Source organism: Neobacillus camarae (genome assembly GCF_054950115.1).
The window spans coordinates 345,971-362,781 of the sequence record NZ_JBUCKX010000002.1 but is presented as its reverse complement, the minus strand read 5'-3'; the positions used below and the strand labels follow the sequence as shown (position 1 = coordinate 362,781).

General features: G+C 45.3%; 20 protein-coding genes. 5 read left to right on the top strand and 15 right to left on the bottom strand.

Going from position 1 to position 16,811, the window contains the following annotated elements:
- Positions 1-25: 25 nt before the first annotated feature.
- From murA to ACY8D0_RS09470, 4 genes are all read right to left on the bottom strand, one after another.
- Positions 26-1,339 carry a UDP-N-acetylglucosamine 1-carboxyvinyltransferase gene (gene murA / locus ACY8D0_RS09485; protein ID WP_462410268.1) on the bottom strand — a complete coding sequence of 438 codons (1,314 nt, stop codon included), beginning with the start codon at positions 1,337-1,339 and terminating at the stop codon, positions 26-28.
- A 32-nt stretch (positions 1,340-1,371) separates the two neighbouring features.
- A complete protein-coding gene (locus ACY8D0_RS09480; RefSeq protein ID WP_462410267.1) occupies positions 1,372-2,187 on the bottom strand; it encodes a YwmB family TATA-box binding protein in 816 nt (271 codons plus the stop codon).
- Positions 2,188-2,426: 239 nt separating this feature from the next.
- Entirely contained in the window at positions 2,427-2,663 is a 237-nt protein-coding gene (locus ACY8D0_RS09475) for a DUF1146 family protein (protein ID WP_462411337.1), read from the bottom strand.
- Between the two features lie 462 nt (positions 2,664-3,125).
- A complete protein-coding gene (locus tag ACY8D0_RS09470) occupies positions 3,126-3,452 on the bottom strand; it encodes a YflT domain-containing protein (RefSeq protein WP_462410266.1) in 327 nt (108 codons plus the stop codon).
- A 202-nt stretch (positions 3,453-3,654) separates the two neighbouring features.
- Between ACY8D0_RS09470 and ACY8D0_RS09465 the strand changes: the two genes are divergently transcribed.
- Together ACY8D0_RS09465 and ACY8D0_RS09460 are read left to right on the top strand one after the other, a co-directional pair.
- On the top strand, positions 3,655-3,990 hold the full coding sequence (locus ACY8D0_RS09465; RefSeq protein ID WP_462410265.1) for an IDEAL domain-containing protein: 336 nt from the start codon (positions 3,655-3,657) through the stop codon (positions 3,988-3,990).
- 102 nt (positions 3,991-4,092) lie between these two features.
- Positions 4,093-4,347, top strand: a complete 255-nt coding sequence (locus ACY8D0_RS09460) for a GlsB/YeaQ/YmgE family stress response membrane protein (RefSeq protein WP_462410264.1) — start codon at positions 4,093-4,095, stop codon at positions 4,345-4,347.
- Between the two features lie 152 nt (positions 4,348-4,499).
- Here the strand turns inward: ACY8D0_RS09460 and ACY8D0_RS09455 are convergent, their stop codons facing one another.
- A complete protein-coding gene (locus ACY8D0_RS09455) occupies positions 4,500-5,384 on the bottom strand; it encodes a CheR family methyltransferase (RefSeq protein ID WP_462411336.1) in 885 nt (294 codons plus the stop codon).
- Positions 5,385-5,389: 5 nt separating this feature from the next.
- Positions 5,390-8,152, bottom strand: a complete 2,763-nt coding sequence (locus tag ACY8D0_RS09450; protein WP_462410263.1) for a CHASE3 domain-containing protein — start codon at positions 8,150-8,152, stop codon at positions 5,390-5,392.
- Positions 8,153-8,396: 244 nt separating this feature from the next.
- Here ACY8D0_RS09450 and ACY8D0_RS09445 point away from each other — a divergent pair, with 244 nt between their 5' ends.
- Complete coding sequence (locus ACY8D0_RS09445; protein WP_462410262.1) at positions 8,397-8,858, top strand: Dps family protein; 462 nt, start codon at positions 8,397-8,399, stop codon at positions 8,856-8,858.
- Between the two features lie 134 nt (positions 8,859-8,992).
- Here ACY8D0_RS09445 and ACY8D0_RS09440 read toward each other — a convergent pair whose 3' ends face one another.
- The 4 genes from ACY8D0_RS09440 to ACY8D0_RS09425 all read right to left on the bottom strand — a co-directional run bounded on the left by ACY8D0_RS09440 (position 8,993) and on the right by ACY8D0_RS09425 (position 11,781).
- Positions 8,993-10,135, bottom strand: a complete 1,143-nt coding sequence (locus ACY8D0_RS09440; RefSeq protein WP_462410261.1) for a PP2C family protein-serine/threonine phosphatase — start codon at positions 10,133-10,135, stop codon at positions 8,993-8,995.
- Positions 10,136-10,211: 76 nt separating this feature from the next.
- On the bottom strand, positions 10,212-11,000 hold the full coding sequence (sigB, locus tag ACY8D0_RS09435; protein WP_462410260.1) for an RNA polymerase sigma factor SigB: 789 nt from the start codon (positions 10,998-11,000) through the stop codon (positions 10,212-10,214).
- On the bottom strand, positions 10,966-11,448 hold the full coding sequence (gene rsbW / locus ACY8D0_RS09430; RefSeq protein ID WP_462410259.1) for an anti-sigma B factor RsbW: 483 nt from the start codon (positions 11,446-11,448) through the stop codon (positions 10,966-10,968). Before rsbW ends, sigB begins: the two co-directional genes overlap by 35 nt.
- Positions 11,449-11,460: 12 nt before the next feature.
- Entirely contained in the window at positions 11,461-11,781 is a 321-nt protein-coding gene (locus ACY8D0_RS09425; RefSeq protein WP_462410258.1) for an anti-sigma factor antagonist, read from the bottom strand.
- Positions 11,782-11,992: 211 nt separating this feature from the next.
- Between ACY8D0_RS09425 and ACY8D0_RS09420 the strand changes: the two genes are divergently transcribed.
- Complete coding sequence (locus ACY8D0_RS09420; protein ID WP_462410257.1) at positions 11,993-12,178, top strand: hypothetical protein; 186 nt, start codon at positions 11,993-11,995, stop codon at positions 12,176-12,178.
- Positions 12,179-12,258: 80 nt separating this feature from the next.
- On the opposite strand, the gene ACY8D0_RS09415 is transcribed toward ACY8D0_RS09420, so the two are convergent.
- From ACY8D0_RS09415 to ACY8D0_RS09405, 3 genes are all read right to left on the bottom strand, one after another.
- Positions 12,259-12,474, bottom strand: coding sequence for a hypothetical protein (locus tag ACY8D0_RS09415; RefSeq protein WP_462410256.1), 216 nt, complete (start codon positions 12,472-12,474; stop codon positions 12,259-12,261).
- Positions 12,422-12,718, bottom strand: coding sequence for a hypothetical protein (locus ACY8D0_RS09410; protein WP_462410255.1), 297 nt, complete (start codon positions 12,716-12,718; stop codon positions 12,422-12,424). Before ACY8D0_RS09410 ends, ACY8D0_RS09415 begins: the two co-directional genes overlap by 53 nt.
- A gap of 215 nt (positions 12,719-12,933) precedes the next feature.
- A complete protein-coding gene (locus tag ACY8D0_RS09405; protein WP_462410254.1) occupies positions 12,934-13,860 on the bottom strand; it encodes a magnesium transporter CorA family protein in 927 nt (308 codons plus the stop codon).
- A gap of 135 nt (positions 13,861-13,995) precedes the next feature.
- On the opposite strand from ACY8D0_RS09405, the gene ACY8D0_RS09400 reads away from it, so the two are divergent.
- The gene (locus ACY8D0_RS09400; RefSeq protein WP_462410253.1) at positions 13,996-14,262 is read left to right on the top strand and encodes a hypothetical protein; all 267 of its coding nucleotides are present in this window, start codon (positions 13,996-13,998) and stop codon (positions 14,260-14,262) included.
- Positions 14,263-14,496: 234 nt separating this feature from the next.
- On the opposite strand, the gene ACY8D0_RS09395 is transcribed toward ACY8D0_RS09400, so the two are convergent.
- Together ACY8D0_RS09395 and nuoN are read right to left on the bottom strand one after the other, a co-directional pair.
- The gene (locus ACY8D0_RS09395) at positions 14,497-14,904 is read right to left on the bottom strand and encodes a DUF6157 family protein (RefSeq protein WP_462410252.1); all 408 of its coding nucleotides are present in this window, start codon (positions 14,902-14,904) and stop codon (positions 14,497-14,499) included.
- Positions 14,905-15,293: 389 nt separating this feature from the next.
- Positions 15,294-16,805 carry an NADH-quinone oxidoreductase subunit NuoN gene (nuoN, locus tag ACY8D0_RS09390; protein WP_462410251.1) on the bottom strand — a complete coding sequence of 504 codons (1,512 nt, stop codon included), beginning with the start codon at positions 16,803-16,805 and terminating at the stop codon, positions 15,294-15,296.
- Positions 16,806-16,811 lie beyond the last annotated feature (6 nt).

Below are 16,811 nucleotides of genomic sequence, written 5' to 3'. Positions count from 1 at the left end.
GTTGTGTTCATGTTTAGTGTAATAATTAAGCGTTCATATCTGATACGTATTTTGGCATTCCGATGAAGAGATCTTCATCCTGTTCGTTCACACGCTCGATGTCGGCCCCTAGACCCGCTAACTTTTGGTGGAAGTTCACGTAGCCGCGGTCAAGGTGTTTAAGTTCGGTGACGCGTGTCACACCTTCAGCAACTAGCCCGGTTAAAATCAAGGCTGCGGCAGCGCGAAGATCGGTAGCTGAAACCTCAGCGCCTTGTAAGTTTGAAGGACCATTTAAAATAACAGAACGGCCTTCAATTTTAATATCGGCATTCATGCGGCGGAACTCTTCCACGTGCATGAAGCGATTTTCAAACACGGTTTCGGTAATCATCGATGTGCCCTGCGCCCGAAGCAACAAAGCCATCATTTGCGATTGCATGTCGGTCGGGAAGCCTGGATGCGGCATCGTTTTAATATCGACAGCCTTTAGGCGGTCCGGTCCAATGACACGAACGCCATCCTCTTCCTCGATAATTTTGACACCCATCTCTTCCATTTTCGCAATCAATGAAGAAAGATGTTCTGGTACAGCACCGCGAACAAGGACATTTCCGCCCGTAATCGCTGCAGCCACCATGAACGTACCTGCCTCAATCCGGTCAGGAATGATGGTATGCTCGATACCGAATAACACATCCACGCCTTCAATTCGAATCGTGCCGGTGCCGGCTCCTTTTACCTTAGCGCCCATTTTATTCAAGAAGTTTGCCAGGTCGACAATTTCCGGTTCTTTTGCGGCATTTTCAATGGTGGTCGTTCCTTTTGCAAGGGTTGCCGCCATCATAATGTTTTCGGTTGCCCCAACACTTGGGAAGTCCAAGTAGATTTTTGCCCCACGCAAGCGGCCGTTAACCTCCGCTTCGATAAAGCCGTTTCCTACCTTGACCGTTGCACCCATGGCTTCGAAGCCTTTTAAATGTTGGTCGATAGGTCGAGATCCAATTGCACAACCACCCGGGAGGGCAACACGGGCACGGCCGTTTCTTGCCAATAAGGATCCCATCACTAGTACTGACGCGCGCATTTTTCGAACATATTCGAACGGCGCTTCATCACGTAACACTCTAGATGCATCAACAACAACGGTGTTATGATTAAAAGCTACGTCTGCGTTTAGGTAACGTAAAACTTCATTTATTGTGTATACATCGGAGAGTGTAGGTACATCATAAATTACACTTTTTCCATCACTTGCTAATAATGTTGCAGCGATAACAGGCAGAACGGCATTCTTTGCGCCTTCAACTTTAACCGTTCCTTCCAGCCTTTTTCCGCCGCGGACGATGATCTTTTCCAAGAGTATTCCCCTCCGCGTCCATTTTCTCTATATTAATATTCAATCGTTATGATAGGTGTGCCAACTACAACGGTAGTCTCTCCGCCCAATCCTTCGGAGCGTAAGCCAATTTGCAGGTTCATGTTGTTTTTTCCTGTGATAATCGAGTCAGAAAACAAAGGGGATGCAGCCGAAACCGACATGAACCTCTCCTCTTTTAACGATTCAATTTCTGTTGCCTTAAATCCATTAAGCAGTTTTCCTGCTGTCTTCGCTAAAGCCCTATCAATCGTATCACTGTAAAGCCCTTTCACACAAGAAAAAACTGTAGGAATTTCTCGAAATATGTCATTTTGCCTACTTTCAAATTCGGCGGATTTGAAAAAGGCCTCTGACGCTTTGTTCCACTGCTTTCCACTGACTCGATAAACAGTATACGCAGTAAGTGGTTGTTTTGTGTGGGTCGCCATGATTTGAAGCATTTCGTTGTGGTGGTTCGATGTTGGAGATACTGCTGTCATTTCCCAAGTTTCATCGGTGGTTTTCTCTGTCCAATGCCAATCGGGAAACTTTTTCTTAAGCTCTTCTGCGTATTCCTTAATCTCTTCTTCACTTTTCAGGTCTTTCACTTGTTCTCTTGCATAATATGTCCATTCCTGAAGCAAAATATTTTCGGTTTCGAGTACCTTTGTTAATTTTGCTATGTCCTGAACATTTTTTTGAAAAATTGACCGGCTGCCGCTTTCCGATTTTTCTGCATGATGGAGATCCAGACCGCTCTCTGCCTCAGTGGTTTTACTCCCAATAACAACCAAACAAAAACAAAACAGGATAATTACATATAAAAACGTTTCTTTGTTTTTTTTCATCGTTTCAACTCCCCCTTAATTACCATTGTTTCCAATGGTGGAGGGAGCATACTTGGGAATTGTCGTCACTTTTTGACAACGAATGTCCAAAACATGTTATACGTCTGACAAGTTGCGATTTATAAAAATGTAGCACTGCGCATTAAATGGCCTATGCTCATTTTTCCACAAACTAGATTGTACTCAAAATCCTCCCATTTGGAAACATGTACGAGGACCTAAATTTTTTCCAATTCTCATTACTGCAGGATTAATGGCAGTTGGCGCGACCATTGTAGGTAGTCTAGGAAAAAATTACTAACAGTTGAGCCGATGACAATGGCCAACAATATATAAAGTAATCTTGCTTGGGCGATATGGTTTGGCCTCAGCAGTTTGTCCAACCGGATGGCCTGCAATGCCCACCAGGAAATCGCGATAAAAACCAAATGGGACAAGATACTGATTAACGCAATCTGCCCGAAATCATCCATTATTATTCCCTTCCTTTTAGAAACACTGTGAATATTCTATCATACCGACGGGACAAAATGCTAAAACTTTCCATTTTGTTTTAATTTAGAATATTCCAAAAACCATAAGTTGCCTGCGTGTTTTTCCACATGCTTAACTGCCTAAACCCGGTCACAACCATAGAACCGTGTTTAGGCAGTTAAGGATGGATGATAAATGCTGTTGTTCCTATATTTCATTCCAGACCTGCATTAAATTAAGTGGAACATAGACCCTGTCTCCCTGTATCTCTTGATGGATAATCGGGTAATGGGTCCAGTACGGATACCCTGCTGGTTTTGTGCCGCGCCGTTTTACGATTTCCTAATAATCGATCTAAACTTTGATTGGATATTTTCATATTAATTTCTCCTCTCCCCATTTTTTTATAATCGATAGGGAACCTATTGTAACTGGGTTCCCTATCGATTTCCTGCTATCTCCCGTTAGGCTGTTTTGGCAGCCAGTACGACTAGTTTTCCGTGATCTAATTGTTCTTCATATACTTCGGCTTCTGTTGAGGATACTCCCAGTGAATGCAGCTTTGAGCGAAGTTCATCCCCACGGCTGCGGAACACATTGGCGATGGAATCCAGTACACCTTGCTCTGCCACTCCGACATGATTCAGTTCCAAAGAATCGGTTAAATGCTCCGAGCGATTTTCATCATGGGCAAATAAATAAATTTCTTCCTTTGAATACCCTTGGGTGAGAAATTGCTCGATTTCCCTTTTCGCTTCTACTCCATTTTCAACTGTTTTTATAAAAGCCATGTTCATTCCTCCTCTAGGGTCACTTTGCCGAAGCTGACGATGAATGTCAGTTGCGGCTTGTTTGGTATATAACCGCTCCTGAAGGATATGAAACCTATTTTTAAAAAATTTTTATTCGAGGTTACTCGGAAAAGAAATGTGGGTATATAGATGAAAAAACGTAGGAGCGGTTGAGGCCGTTATTACTTTGGAGGTGGCTAGAATGAGGAAACTGAAATGCCGATATTGCGGCAACGATGAATTTTTCGTGATAGATGTAGGAGTAAATTGGTGCAAATGCGGGTTATTATTAACCCAGCCGATTGATTATGCCCGGGAGCTTCCGCCCAAGCGGAACAAGCATATTTCTATGGAGCAGAGGTGCCAGGCTGAAATTATCACCAAGATGAGTTTGCTGCAACGGGAAATCGACCAATGTTTGGATGAGCGGAATCAGGAGAAATTCCAAAGGTTGACGTATGAGCTTAAGGTATGCCGGCATTATTTAGGTTTAAAAGCAGCTGATCCCCAGGGGCAACTTCACGAGAAACTGTTGTAAACAGGTGGGATTATTAGAATCGTTCAATACCATGTTTAAGTGATTTTTAATCGGGTACATATAACCCATAACTCATAGAAAAATAGAAAGGAGCGAATCTTTATGGGATTCATTTGGTCATTAATCATCGGAGGCGTAATCGGCTGGCTGGCCGGGCTCATTCTCGGCCAGGACCTACCGGGAGGCATCATTGGAAATATTATTGCAGGATTTATCGGAGCATGGCTCGGATCGCTCCTACTAGGAAGCTGGGGCCCCGTCATCGGAGGATTCTACATCCTCCCAGCACTCCTCGGCGCCATAGCCATCACACTCCTCGTAACCTTCCTACTCAAAAGCCTCAACCGCACAACATAAACATAACCAAAAGAGACTGCAAACCATGCAGTCTCTTTTTTCGGACCCTGTTCAGCTGCCGGCACTTTACCGCATTACTTTGTTGGGGGACAGGCCCCCACCGCTTCACCGCATTACTTTGCCGGGGGCCTGTCCCCCACCGCTTTACCGCATTACTCCGCCGGGGGCCTGACCCCTTTGCGGTAGATTCTCTCTTGTGGGTTGAATTCTTGGTATTGGATGTGTTTGGGCATGTATAGGATGGTTTCTTTGTTTCCGAGTCCGATGAATCCTCCGTCCGCCAGGCTGTTGTGGATGAGGGTGTGCACTTGCTGCTGCAGGTGGTTGTCAAAGTATATCATCACATTTCGGCAGAGGACGACATGGAATTCGTTGAACGATCCGTCTGTAACTAAGTTATGCTGCGCGAAGGTGATGTTCTGGTTCAGATCAGGGCGGAAATAGGCATAATGATGGTCGGTTGTATAGTACTCGGAAAAGGACCTTTTTCCACCTGCTTTTAAGTAATTTTTCGTGTATTGCTGCATTTTCTTCAGTGGGAATGCTCCTTTTTGTGCTGCTAGCAGGGCTTTCTCATTCATATCCGTCGCGTAAATCCTTGTTTTGGCAGCCAGCCCCTCCTCGAGCATCAGGATGGCCATGGAGTAAACCTCTTCTCCTGTCGCGCAGCCGGCATGCCAGATGCGGATCTCCGGAAGACCTCGCACCACTGGCACGACCTGATCCCTAAAAGCAGCAAAAAAGCTGGGGTCCCGGTACATTTCCGTCATCCGGATGGATAAATCATTCAACAGCCTTTCTACATAGCCTTGCTCGTGAAGCACTTTTTCCAAAAGTGACGAAATTGTCGGAAGCCGCTCTGCCTTCATGCGATATAATATCCTTCTGGTAAGAGACGATCGCACATAGCCGCGGAAGTCATAGCCATACATTTGATATAGTCCTTCCAAAAGCAAATTGATTTCGATTTGCTGAATTTCGTTCAGTTCAAAAGCATCTCTTTCTTCTATTATATTTATCGTTTGATTGATGGGCATGTTGTTCACCTTGGATTCACCTGCTCCGTCAGCCACACGCGCATCAGCGAAAATAGCTGATTGATATTTAATGGCTTCATAATGTAATCAGAGGCCCCTGCCTCCATGCACTTATCGCGTTCTCCCTTCATTGCCTTGGCTGTCAATGCAATGATAGGGAGATTTTCCATCTGCAGGTCGTTTCGGATCATTTTCATTGCCTCATAACCTCCCATGACTGGCATCATGATATCCATGAAAATCAAGTCAAATTCGGCCTGTGCTTGCAATATCTCAATGGCCCGTCTGCCGTTCTCTGCCACCTGCACGTTCACTCCTTTTTTCTCAAGAGCGGTCACAAGTGCAAAGACATTTCGGCCATCGTCCTCGACTAATAGTACCTTTTTTCCTTTAAAAAGCTGAACATCAGAGCATTCCGTATCGGCTGGTTCCTTCTGAGCCTCAGGTTCATTATCGAAACGTTCCACTGGTTCTGTTACGGTGCCGGCCGCCACTTCTCTCATCGCAAGGTCCAATGCATGGTACTCCGCCTCTATAATACTTGGAATATATAAGGTAAACGTACTTCCCTTGCCAGGCTCACTTTCTACTTCAATGGCGCCGCCAAGCAAACGAGTGAATTCGCGGCATATGGACAATCCGAGTCCGGTACCCCCATATTGCCGATTGGTCGTGCCATCGACCTGCTGGAAGGCATCAAAAATAATTTGCTGTTTTTCGGCTGGAATGCCAATTCCGGTATCTGTTACCGATATCGCCAGCACAGGCTCCCCAGTTTGTTGTCCAAGCAACCCTTGGATTTTTTCAAAACCGGCAAGTTCAATTCGTACCGTAATCGAGCCGTGTTCAGTAAATTTAAAGGCGTTTGATAGTAGATTTTTCCATATTTGCTGCAATCGTTGTCCGTCTGTCGATAGGATAGGCGGCACATCGGGACCGATGATTACGTCGAAACCCAGCCCCTTTTTAGCCGCAATGGGGTCAAACATGCTTTTCATCATCTGCGGAATTTCTGTCACATTGACCTCGTCTGTTAAAATTTCAATTTTCCCTGCTTCAATTTTTGATAAATCAAGAATATCATCAATTAGCCTTAATAAATCTTTACCCGCTGTATACACGACTCGTGCCGATTCACTTACCTCGCCCTCGTCCATTTCTTCCGTATTCTCCATCAGCATCTGTGACAGAATGATGATGCTGTTTAACGGCGTGCGAAGCTCATGGGACATGTTCGCCAGAAAATCAGACTTATATTGTGAACTCATCTGCAGTTTTCGCGAATAATCCTCCAGTTCGTCCTTCGCTTTTTTGAGGTCACGCGCGCGCTGCTCGGCGTATTGCTTCTGTTCTTCTAAAAATTCATTGGTAATCCGCAGCTGCTCCTGCTGCATCTGCAATTCTTCTGATTGGGCTTGGAGCTCTTCAGATTGTGCCTGTAGTTCTTCCGTCAAGACCTGTGATTCTGCCAACAGCCTTTCGACTTCCATCCGGCCGGCTACATTGGTAATCGCCGAGCCAAATTTATCTTGAAGCATGTCCAATAAGGTCAAGTGCTGGGAGAGAAATGGCTGCAGTGCCGCAAACTCAACGACTGCCTCTACCCTGTCCTCCACGACAATTGGAGCAATCAATAGGTTTCTTGGTGATGACATGCCTAATCCGGAGGTCACCTTGATGTGCTCTTCGGGCAGCTGATCAATTAGAAATAATCGTTTATCCAATGCCGCTTGGCCGATGAGCCCTTCCCCCAGCCGGAAGCTTGCTTCGCCAGGCTCTTCCTTCGTCAGGGCATATCCGGCGGCTTTCACATAAACGGTCTCCTTCCCTTCGCTCTTGCGGAGATAGACGACCCCGTAAACTGCTTCAAGTAATGGAGCCAATTTGGTAACAAAGGCCTGCGCCAAGTCGTCAAGGTCCGTGATTCCTTGGTACATCGTGGAAATATCAGCGACGCTTTTTTGAACCCAGCTTTGTTTTTCAAGACTGCCGAGAAGGTCGTTCATTGCGTCTGCCAGCTCGCGGGTCTCGTCACGTGTGTTTACCTTTATCCGTGCCGTAAGATCGACTTCAGAACTGGAATCGGTAATGTTTTTAATCGTCCTAACTACTTGTTTAATCGTTTTGGCGATTGAATTGGACAAAAATAATGCTGTAGCAATGGTAACCAATGACACCAAAACGATGATGGCATACAGGGCTACTTTTAAGTTGGTGTTGTTCTGATAGAGATGGTTGATTCGTTCGCTTGTCAGTTTCTTTTCTGCCGCCAGAAAAGAATCAAACTGTTTGCGCAGCTGATCCGTTATATTCTTACTTGTATTATTTTTAAAGTTTTCGGTTATTGCCTCTTCGTTCCCTGCACGCTTTTGATTGATGAGGTATTCTCCAGAATCGTTTACCCACTTGATTATCAAAGGTTTAATTTCTTCCAGAGTCCGCTGCTGGGCGCCGTTCTCCTCTAACAGAGAATGCAGTTTATTGTAGTTATCCTGCCAGCTCCGGCTCCCCTGGTTATAGGGCTCCAAATAGTCCTCATTGCCCGTTATCACATAACCCCTCATACCGGTTTCCATATCCAAGACATTCTTTTGAATCTGATTCGCTAAATCGTGCACCGCCATATCATGTTCAGCCACATAATCCACCTCGTTTTGCAGAGCCGTCATCCTGCCAATCACAATCAGCAGAGACAGCACCAAACAAAACAAGACAAACAAATAACCCGACAAAATCTTGCCACGAATATTATAAACAAAACCTTTCATCCCATCCGCCCCCTTACATCATTACATTACAGTGACGGGGGACAGGCCCCCGCTGCTTTACCGCGTTACCTTGCCGGGGGCCTGTCCCCCATTACTTTACCGCGTCACTCTGCTGGAGGCCTGTCCCCCTTGTAGCATTTTTAAGAGTTATATTTTTTTAGGTTTTAAGTGTTCGATTTACGGGTATTTATTGGGTAGCACCACTTATTTATCAAAATTTGTTTCATAACTGGAGGTTGTTAGTATGGCTAGAACGATGACAAAGGGAATGGCGAAGGCTGGTCAGGTGGGTGGTTTGCTGGATAAGCAGGTGGCTAATTTCTCGGTCCTTTATATGAAGCTGCACCATTTCCATTGGTATGTAAAAGGTGAGAACTTCTTTACGCTGCATGCTAAATTTGAAGAACTCTATACCGAAGCAGCGCTCCATCTTGATACTATTGCGGAAAGAATGCTGTCAATTGGCGCCTTTCCAACTGCGACATTGAAAGAACAATTACAGCTTTCTTCCATAAACGAAGCAGATGGCGAGGAGACCGCCCAAGACATGGTCCAGGCACTCGCAGACGACCTTGACGCCATCTGCAGTGAGCTCACCGAGGGCATCACCCTCTCCGAAAACCACGAAGACCAGCCGACCGCCGACCTGATGACCAGCATCCGGGCTTCACTCGAGAAATACAGATGGATGCTCCAAGCCTACTAGTCTGAGTAGGAGAATCCCCCTCCCCATCCCATACCATTTCGGGTGTCAGCATTAGAATGCTGAGACCCTTCTTTGTGACCACCGACAAAGACTTATCCAACCCCAACCTACATCACTACCCTGAAAGCCCCGTCCTAACCTTTTGTCGATAGCATCACCAAACACATATCATCCTTTGGAGCATTCACCAACTCAGAACCTGGCTGCAGCTGTTGCAGCAAAGCAGCAGGATCAACCATACCCGGTCTTTCCATACAGTCGGTGATCTTCATTAATGCTTCCTCATAATCTTCCTCCAGCGATTCTGATACCCCATCTGTAAACAACAAAATCCGTACCCCATCCTGGTACGAAATCACACCTTTTGATACCTCAATCTCCTCAAACAGGCCAAGAGGGCAGCAGCCTTCCGTCATCATTTCCGCCCGGCCATCCACCATTGCAATCCCCGCCGGATGCCCGGCATTCACATATTCAACCGTCTGATTGTCCGTGTCGAGCACCAAATAAATTGCCGTAAAATAATAATTTAATAGACTATCAGAATCATGCAGCTGGTTCATGCGCCGATTCAATTCTTTCATCACCGTCTCCGGGTCGCACATACCCGTAATGCAATCTTTTAAGACAGAATAAATATACATGCATACGAGGGAGGATGAAATTCCATGTCCCATCATATCAAGCAAAATAACCCCATAACGGTCGGGACTAATTTTATACCAAGCATATAAGTCACCAGCCAGCTCAAATGAAGGTTTGTACACCGCTGAAATGGTCACATGATCATCATGAAACGGACTGCTCAGCACGCTTCGCTGCACCTGCTTGGCCAAGTCCAATTCATACTGAATCCGCTTATCCCGTTCTTTCCTCAGGTCCTTCTCATACTTTAAGCGGAGCACCGAGCGGATTCTCGCCAACAGCTCGACTTTATTGATTGGTTTCATCACATAATCAAGGGCACCCGCATCCATCGCTTCCGCCATCTTATAGGAGTCTCCCATCGCCGTAACAAAAATGATCGGCAGGTCATGATATCGCTCATTAGCCAGAATCGTCCGGCACGCCTCGATTCCATCAATTTCCGGCATCATCAAATCCAACAAAATTAAATCGGCCGGAACCTCCTCCGGATTGGGCGTGTCCAGCTGCAAATAATCATATAACGCTCGGGCTGAAGACAGCAAAACCAATCGTTCATAACCAGCCTTCCGCAGCACCTTCTCGACAATCATTAAATTGGTGGCATTATCATCGACAATCACAATATTCATCAAGCTTCATCCCCTTTGTAAAGGTGCCTGTCCCCCAGTGTATTAACGCGTTAACGCAACGGGGGTCAGGCACCTTTTAGTTGACTCCTTGGAAGGAGTCGCTTGTGAGTGCTTTGCGCAGTTTTTTGAGGGCTTTTTTTTGCAGGCGGGATACGTGCATTTGGGAGATTCCCAGTTGCTCGCCTGTTTCTTTTTGGCTTTTGTTAGCAGCGAATGTGTAATGGAGAATTTGTTTTTCTCGTTCGGATAGAATGTTTAGGGCACTTTGAATAGAAAGCATCTGTTCCACTTTTTCGAAGTTTTCATCCGGCGACCCCATGATGTCTAAGGTGGTCACCGTGCTTTCACCGGAGCCCAGTTCTATGGTTTGGTCCACTGAGGCGGTTTGGTAGCTTCTCCCCATTTCCATCGCCTCTAACACTTCCTCTTCGGAAATCTCCAAAAACTCGGCAATTTCCTGGATTTTTGGCGAGCGTTTATATTGAGTGGTCAGCTCGTCCACCGCCTTATTCACTTTGGGCCAAATTTCTTTGATTCGTCTCGGAACATGGACACTCCACGTTTTATCTCTTAGGAACCGTTTGATTTCTCCAATCACGGTAGGAATCAAAAACGATTCAAAGGGTTTTCCTGCTTCGGGGTCATATCTTCTGATGGCAGCCAATAAGCCGACCATTCCGACTTGCATCATATCTTCATGGTGATTCTTTCCTTTAGAATATTTTCGCGCCAGACTCCCGACGAGTGCCGTATAATTCTCCACTAAGATGGTCTGGGCCAACTCGTTCCCATTTTGCTGGAATTCAAAAATCAAGGCATCGACTTCTTCCTTAGTTCGTTTCCTGGGTTGTGCTAGTTGTCCCATGATTTTCACGCTCCCCGCTCAGATACTTCACCATGAAGACCGTTACACCGGAATGATTCAGCACACGGACCTCATCCATGAGCGTTTCAATCAAATATAACCCTAACCCTCCCTCGGAAAGCTGATCCACTGTGCTAGATTCTGAGTAGGGTCCCAGTTCGTTTTTTGTCTCTAAAAAATTGAAGCTCCTGCCGCTGTCCGCTACCATCAGCTCCAGCTTGTCGGGATAAATGCCAAAGCCAACAATCACTTCGCCCCTATCATTCATCGGGTAAGCATGCTGCACGGCGTTTGTGCAGGCTTCACTAACCGCAATCTTGATGTCCTCAATTTCCTCGTAGCTATAACCCATGCGGCTGGCAATCCCCGATAATGTTAACCTGATCACACCGACATAATCCGGCTTGGCCGGAATTTTCATTTCAATATAATCCATCACTTGTTCCATCGTCCCCCACTCCTAAACATTCGCAGAAATATCCATAATATGACTTAGTCCTGTAATTTCAAATAGCCGCTGTAACCGATTCGATAGATTCATCAGTTTTAACTCCCCACCCTTTTGCTTCAACTGTTTAAATAAGCCAACAAAGACGCCAAGCCCGGTGCTGTCTAGATAGGAAACATTCTTTAAGTCGATGACAATATTGGTTACCGTATTTCCTTGTGCATAGGGCCATAATTCCTCTCTCAATTTTGGTGCGGTAAACGCATCAATTTCCCCTGCTGCTTGTACCCATACTTCTCGATCCTTCTTTTGAACATCAATCGCTAGATTCATTCATCCTCACCTCTGATAGCTTTAGTTTTTTAATACCCGCTTCCAAACTTGGTTAAACCTCTTTTTTTAAAAATTTCTTTTTTGCATTATATCAAAATATTCCAACACATCGAATAGACGGAACCGCCTAGTGCTTTTGTACTTTTTTTAAAAAAGTGGTTTTGTTATAGCAGATTCGGGTACATACACATATAAAAAGGAGGGGACATACATGGAGAAACTGACCAAACCATCCATCAAAAGAGAGAGTCCCAATAACGAGCAGAATGGTTCCATGGCGCGAAATCTTGAGGAAGTCAAAAAACTCGGCAAGGAAATGGAGCAGGCCAAAACCGGCACTGAGCTGGAGGAAGAAGACCATAAAACTGCTGATCCGTTGCAAAACCAGCGGTCCTGATAATCGGGCCGCTGGTTTTTTATGGGCTTACCAAGACAAGAGGCTTGCACCAATTAGTGCAAGCCTCTTGTTTATTACATTTATTCCTTTTGCCCGTACTCTTTCAATGCACTTTTCGACATTTCTTCTCCATATCGTAACCCGCTGGTATCCTGTTGCTGCTTATCACCATAGAGGACCGTAGGGTCGTCGATCAGTTCATTCCTGTTGAAATTCGGAATGCCAGCTCGGGCATCCCCGGACTCACCAGGTTGACCATGCGTTCTGCCCGCTACAAAGAACGGCCGGGTCACCATCAGCTTGTCCCCCTCTGACTTGCAACTTGGGATCTCGTTCCAACTGTCGGCCACCGTTTGCGGATGGATCCCGCACTTCCTGTATCCCGTGTGCCCTGTCATTGCTTGGGTCCCGCTGCTCTTGTACTCCAGACTTACGCGGGTCCCGATTACTTTCATCAAGCTGCCTTTGCCGTCCGTATCCGTCATTCCTTTGAGTAAGCGTCTCTTCCATATCCATTCGTTCCCTATCATTCTTTGCCATTTTCCATTCCTCCTCTAAATTTTATGTCTGCTGCCTTCCTTTCACATACGGTAAATCCCACGCAGCCCACATATTTCAACCACCCTCTTTCTTGTGTTAAGCTGGATTCTTCTATCAGGTTACCTTGTTTGTAACCTTGATAGTGTTATACCACCCGGCCGTCATCATAAAACCTTTTTCTTGCCTTTTAATCCTTTTGATATATTTGTAACTTGTTATTTAAAAAAGGAACCTCGTTTTTTGCCCTTGAGCAGGTCTCCGGTCCAGCCTTTCATTTTTAAATATCCATATAGAAGTAAAGTAGAAATAAGGATGACAACGATTGAGAGACTATAGCCATAGCGCCACTCCAGCTCCGGCATATGTTTAAAATTCATTCCCCATAAGGCGCCCAGTGCCATAATCGGGGTAAAAATCGTCGTAATCACCGTTAAGGTCTTCATGATTTCATTTCCGCGATGCGAAGAGATGACTTCTTCCAAGTTAATCATTGAATCTAGCTGGTGTTCATATTCATTCAGCAAAAACATCATCCGTTCCGTGCGTTTGCCGATGGTTTTAAAAATTTTGCTGTCGCTGATGCCGTGAAAGCCCATCTCATCGATCGCCATTTTGACTTCATTAATCGGGATGAGGAGATTTTTACAAACCAATAGCTCATGCCTGCGATGGTACACCTCCTCTAAAATCCCCGTTTCGTTTCTCTTCCTCACACTCCAGACCAGTGTTTTCAGCGCCTCTTCGAACTCGTCAATTCCCACTAACATTTCATTGATAACTTCGCTAAGAAACAGCAAAAATCCCTCGACGGCATTTTTGGTTCCCTTGATTTGCCGAACAAACCGATCGGGGGTGATTTGTTTTAGCTCCGACCAATCCAAATTGACGGTCACCAATCGATCTTCCGTTAGGTAAAAATGAATCATTTTATAGTCCTGTTCATCAGAAATATTCTGTTTATAGATGAGGGAACCATTGACGATCTGTTCCTCATCTTCGAAACAATTGACCCGCAGGAAGTTCGTTTTATTTTTGCGGACATCCTCTAGCCAGGCCTTTATCTTTTCATCACTAATACGGCCCTGGTCATTTTTGTGAAGCTGGATCCATTGCCACTGACCCGTAGGGAAATCATTCTCCATGTTCCATCCTCCCGTTCCCTGATGTTTTTTATCTGCATCCCCCATTATTGCCCAAATCAAACTTTAAAAAATGTTTGATGGCAAAAATGGGCGGGTATACATAGTATAAATAGTACTAAAGGGAGTGAATAAGAGATGAAACGAGTCCTAAGTATGAGTTCATTATTGGCTGTAGGGGTTGGTACCTCCGCTGCACTATGGTTATCGAATAAACCCAACCGCATCAAGGCAGAGTCATTTCTACGTGATTGGAAGCACAAAATCAAACCGACTGTTTTTCATAAGACCGAACTGCCGATTAATAAGGGTGGCCACCCTCACCCCGATGACCTTGAAGATAACAATATGGTCAGCGAAGGTGCGATGTATGCGGTGCAATTTTATAATGAAAAAATGCAGTGAACTTAAGGGGACGTACTTGAGGAAATTTTTTTGCATCAGGAGTAGGCTTTTCTCTAAAGGTACCCTAAGACAATATTAAAGCAAAGCAATTCACTTATGAATCCGCTCTGCTTTTTTTATTGAGCTATCAAGTTTTTTAATGGAATTCAAGAAGCTGGGATTGTTCCACTGGACTTTAATCTCCGTCTCAGAGTGGGACGGATCTCCTATTTTTCAAGGCAGATGAACGAGATGCTATTTTTCTACCCGTTTAGAACGCATGCCTTTTATTAAAGTGATCTGGTCCGAATTGAGAAATCGCTCGTACCCTTCACTATTAACATCATATATGGCAACTTTTCCTTCATTATCGTAGTGTATTCCCCACCCATATTTTTTTACCAATGGAGAAGCTCTAAAACAAGCTTTAGGTTTTTGGAAAAATTGTTCTCTTATTTCATCTAGCTGCTCGGACTGAATTTGGCTTTTAATTAAATAAGTTTGGAATTGGACATCTTCTTGAGTATATTTATAGGGGTTATTACTGATTAAGTCATATTCAATCGTTGCTATAGTAGGCTTGTTATTTCTTGGGAGAGGTATAATAGCTGAATCCACTACAGAGTCCTCTGAGACTTTAATAAAAGTATTTTTATAACTCATTCTATTACTCCTTCCTACACCTATTTACTTTAGTTTTCTTGGTATTATTATAACTTTAAAGAGAACAAAAAAATCACTAAAATCCCATAATTTGTAAAATAATACATTATGAGATCGGGAATTCGTCTTGATTGTTATTTTAGGCGGGGTAACAATGGTAAATTGTAAGGTAGTTCATCTAATACCTTTATTATAGAAAATGAAAAAGAAGAGGTCCCCCAACCTCTTCTTTTTCTGTATAAAACCCCTATTTTGTTTAACCGTACTCGGTGCCAAGGTCCGTTCGTGTAAATCCGGCACCGGGTTATGATCCAATTGACTGGCTGCTTCCCCCCAGAAACAGCCAGCCTTATGACTTCCCGATACGGACTTTCCCCCAAAAGCCTGTATCAGGATCCAAAGAAATCGTTCAGGATATCGAGATGGTTGCTCATAAAGTCGAGCGCAATGTTTGGCAAAATTCCAAACAAGATCGACCCCACCACTGCAACAATCAGGACAATAATGATTCCAAATGGGAGGTTTAATTTACTTTCATCCTGCGCCGGGCGGAAGAACATTTGCGTCATCACGCCGAAATAGTAGAAATACGACACAACCGTGGTCGCGATCATTACGGACGCGAGCACATAATGCGGTTCCGCGGCAAAAGCCCCGGCAAAAATGTTCAATTTGCCGATAAACCCGGCTGTTCCAGGGAAACCTGCCAAGGAAATCAGCAAAATTCCCATCGCCACAGCCAAAACCGGCGAGCGGCGGTAAAGTCCTGCAAAATCAGCAATCTTGGTCGAGCCTGCTTTTTCCGAGACCACCTGGATGACGGCAAAAGCGCCCAAGTTCATCAACAGGTAAGCCAGCAGGTAGAACCAAATAGAATAAAACATATTGGCCGATAATGACGTCACCGCCACCAACAGGTAACCGGCGTGGGCGATACTAGAATAAGCGAACATCCGCTTAATATCCGTTTGCTTCAAGGCGACCACGTTTCCAATAATCATCGTCGCTCCCGCCAGGAAGGCGATGTAATCCTGCATGTTCATGATAATCGGCAGCGAATTCGGTCCGTTGGAGGCCGCCGCGCCGAATACCGTCAATAGAACACGGATGAGAATCACAAAGCCGGCTGTCTTCGATACCACGCTCAAGAATGCTGTGACCGGTGTCGGAGCGCCTTGGTAAACGTCCGGTGCCCACATATGGAACGGGGCGGCCGAGATTTTAAACGCCAAGCCGACAAAAATCATTAAGAAGGCCAAGCCGAGCAGGTAGGCTTGCTGGCCATCGGCTAACATAGACAAATTGGATGCAATCGTAAGCAGGTCGGTCGAACCGGCGATGCCGTACACATAACTCATTCCGAACAGGGCAATCGCCGATGAAATCCCGCCGCTGATGACGTATTTCATCGCTGCCTCATTCGACTTCGAATCGAATTTGCGCATTCCCGCCAAGATATAGGAAGGAATCGACAATAACTCGAGGCCGACATACAGCGTGACCAAGTCGCCGCTTGATGTCATCACCATCGCGCCGAGCAAGGCGGACAGGAAGATATAATAAAACTCCGCTTCGTACCGTTCCAAACCGTCCTTTGTTTCATAACTGGTGGCTAAAAGCAGCACCAGCGCCGCGCCTCCGAGCAGCAAGGCTTTAAACGCGATGGCAAAGCTGTCAACCCGGAACGTATTGTTCAAGATTGATTTTACCGGATCACCGGCCATGCTGAGCGTCACGATCAGGGCAGCCAAAACCGCGGCAATGCCGATCCAGCCGAGAATCTTCCGGCTTAATGTTTTTGGCATAAATAAGTCTAGTAAAATCAGAATGGCAATGACCGCAAGGATGATGAACTCCGGTGTCAAAATGCTCCAGTTGATTGATTGAATTGTATCACTCATCCTTCA

Coding starts and splice junctions, on each gene's coding strand:
- ACY8D0_RS09425 (WP_462410258.1), bottom strand. CDS start 11,781: ATGAATCTAGCGATTGATGTTCAAAAGAAGGATCGAGAAGTATGGGTA.
- ACY8D0_RS09405 (WP_462410254.1), bottom strand. CDS start 13,860: ATGGAGAATGATTTCCCTACGGGTCAGTGGCAATGGATCCAGCTTCAC.
- ACY8D0_RS09445 (WP_462410262.1), top strand. CDS start 8,397: ATGGCTAGAACGATGACAAAGGGAATGGCGAAGGCTGGTCAGGTGGGT.
- ACY8D0_RS09460 (WP_462410264.1), top strand. CDS start 4,093: ATGGGATTCATTTGGTCATTAATCATCGGAGGCGTAATCGGCTGGCTG.
- nuoN (WP_462410251.1), bottom strand. CDS start 16,805: ATGAGTGATACAATTCAATCAATCAACTGGAGCATTTTGACACCGGAG.
- ACY8D0_RS09400 (WP_462410253.1), top strand. CDS start 13,996: ATGAAACGAGTCCTAAGTATGAGTTCATTATTGGCTGTAGGGGTTGGT.
- ACY8D0_RS09455 (WP_462411336.1), bottom strand. CDS start 5,384: ATGCCCATCAATCAAACGATAAATATAATAGAAGAAAGAGATGCTTTT.
- rsbW (WP_462410259.1), bottom strand. CDS start 11,448: ATGGAACAAGTGATGGATTATATTGAAATGAAAATTCCGGCCAAGCCG.
- ACY8D0_RS09470 (WP_462410266.1), bottom strand. CDS start 3,452: ATGGCTTTTATAAAAACAGTTGAAAATGGAGTAGAAGCGAAAAGGGAA.
- sigB (WP_462410260.1), bottom strand. CDS start 11,000: ATGGGACAACTAGCACAACCCAGGAAACGAACTAAGGAAGAAGTCGAT.
- ACY8D0_RS09420 (WP_462410257.1), top strand. CDS start 11,993: ATGGAGAAACTGACCAAACCATCCATCAAAAGAGAGAGTCCCAATAAC.
- ACY8D0_RS09465 (WP_462410265.1), top strand. CDS start 3,655: ATGAGGAAACTGAAATGCCGATATTGCGGCAACGATGAATTTTTCGTG.
- ACY8D0_RS09410 (WP_462410255.1), bottom strand. CDS start 12,718: ATGGCAAAGAATGATAGGGAACGAATGGATATGGAAGAGACGCTTACT.
- ACY8D0_RS09415 (WP_462410256.1), bottom strand. CDS start 12,474: ATGGTGACCCGGCCGTTCTTTGTAGCGGGCAGAACGCATGGTCAACCT.
- ACY8D0_RS09450 (WP_462410263.1), bottom strand. CDS start 8,152: ATGAAAGGTTTTGTTTATAATATTCGTGGCAAGATTTTGTCGGGTTAT.
- ACY8D0_RS09480 (WP_462410267.1), bottom strand. CDS start 2,187: ATGAAAAAAAACAAAGAAACGTTTTTATATGTAATTATCCTGTTTTGT.
- ACY8D0_RS09440 (WP_462410261.1), bottom strand. CDS start 10,135: ATGAATATTGTGATTGTCGATGATAATGCCACCAATTTAATGATTGTC.
- ACY8D0_RS09395 (WP_462410252.1), bottom strand. CDS start 14,904: ATGAGTTATAAAAATACTTTTATTAAAGTCTCAGAGGACTCTGTAGTG.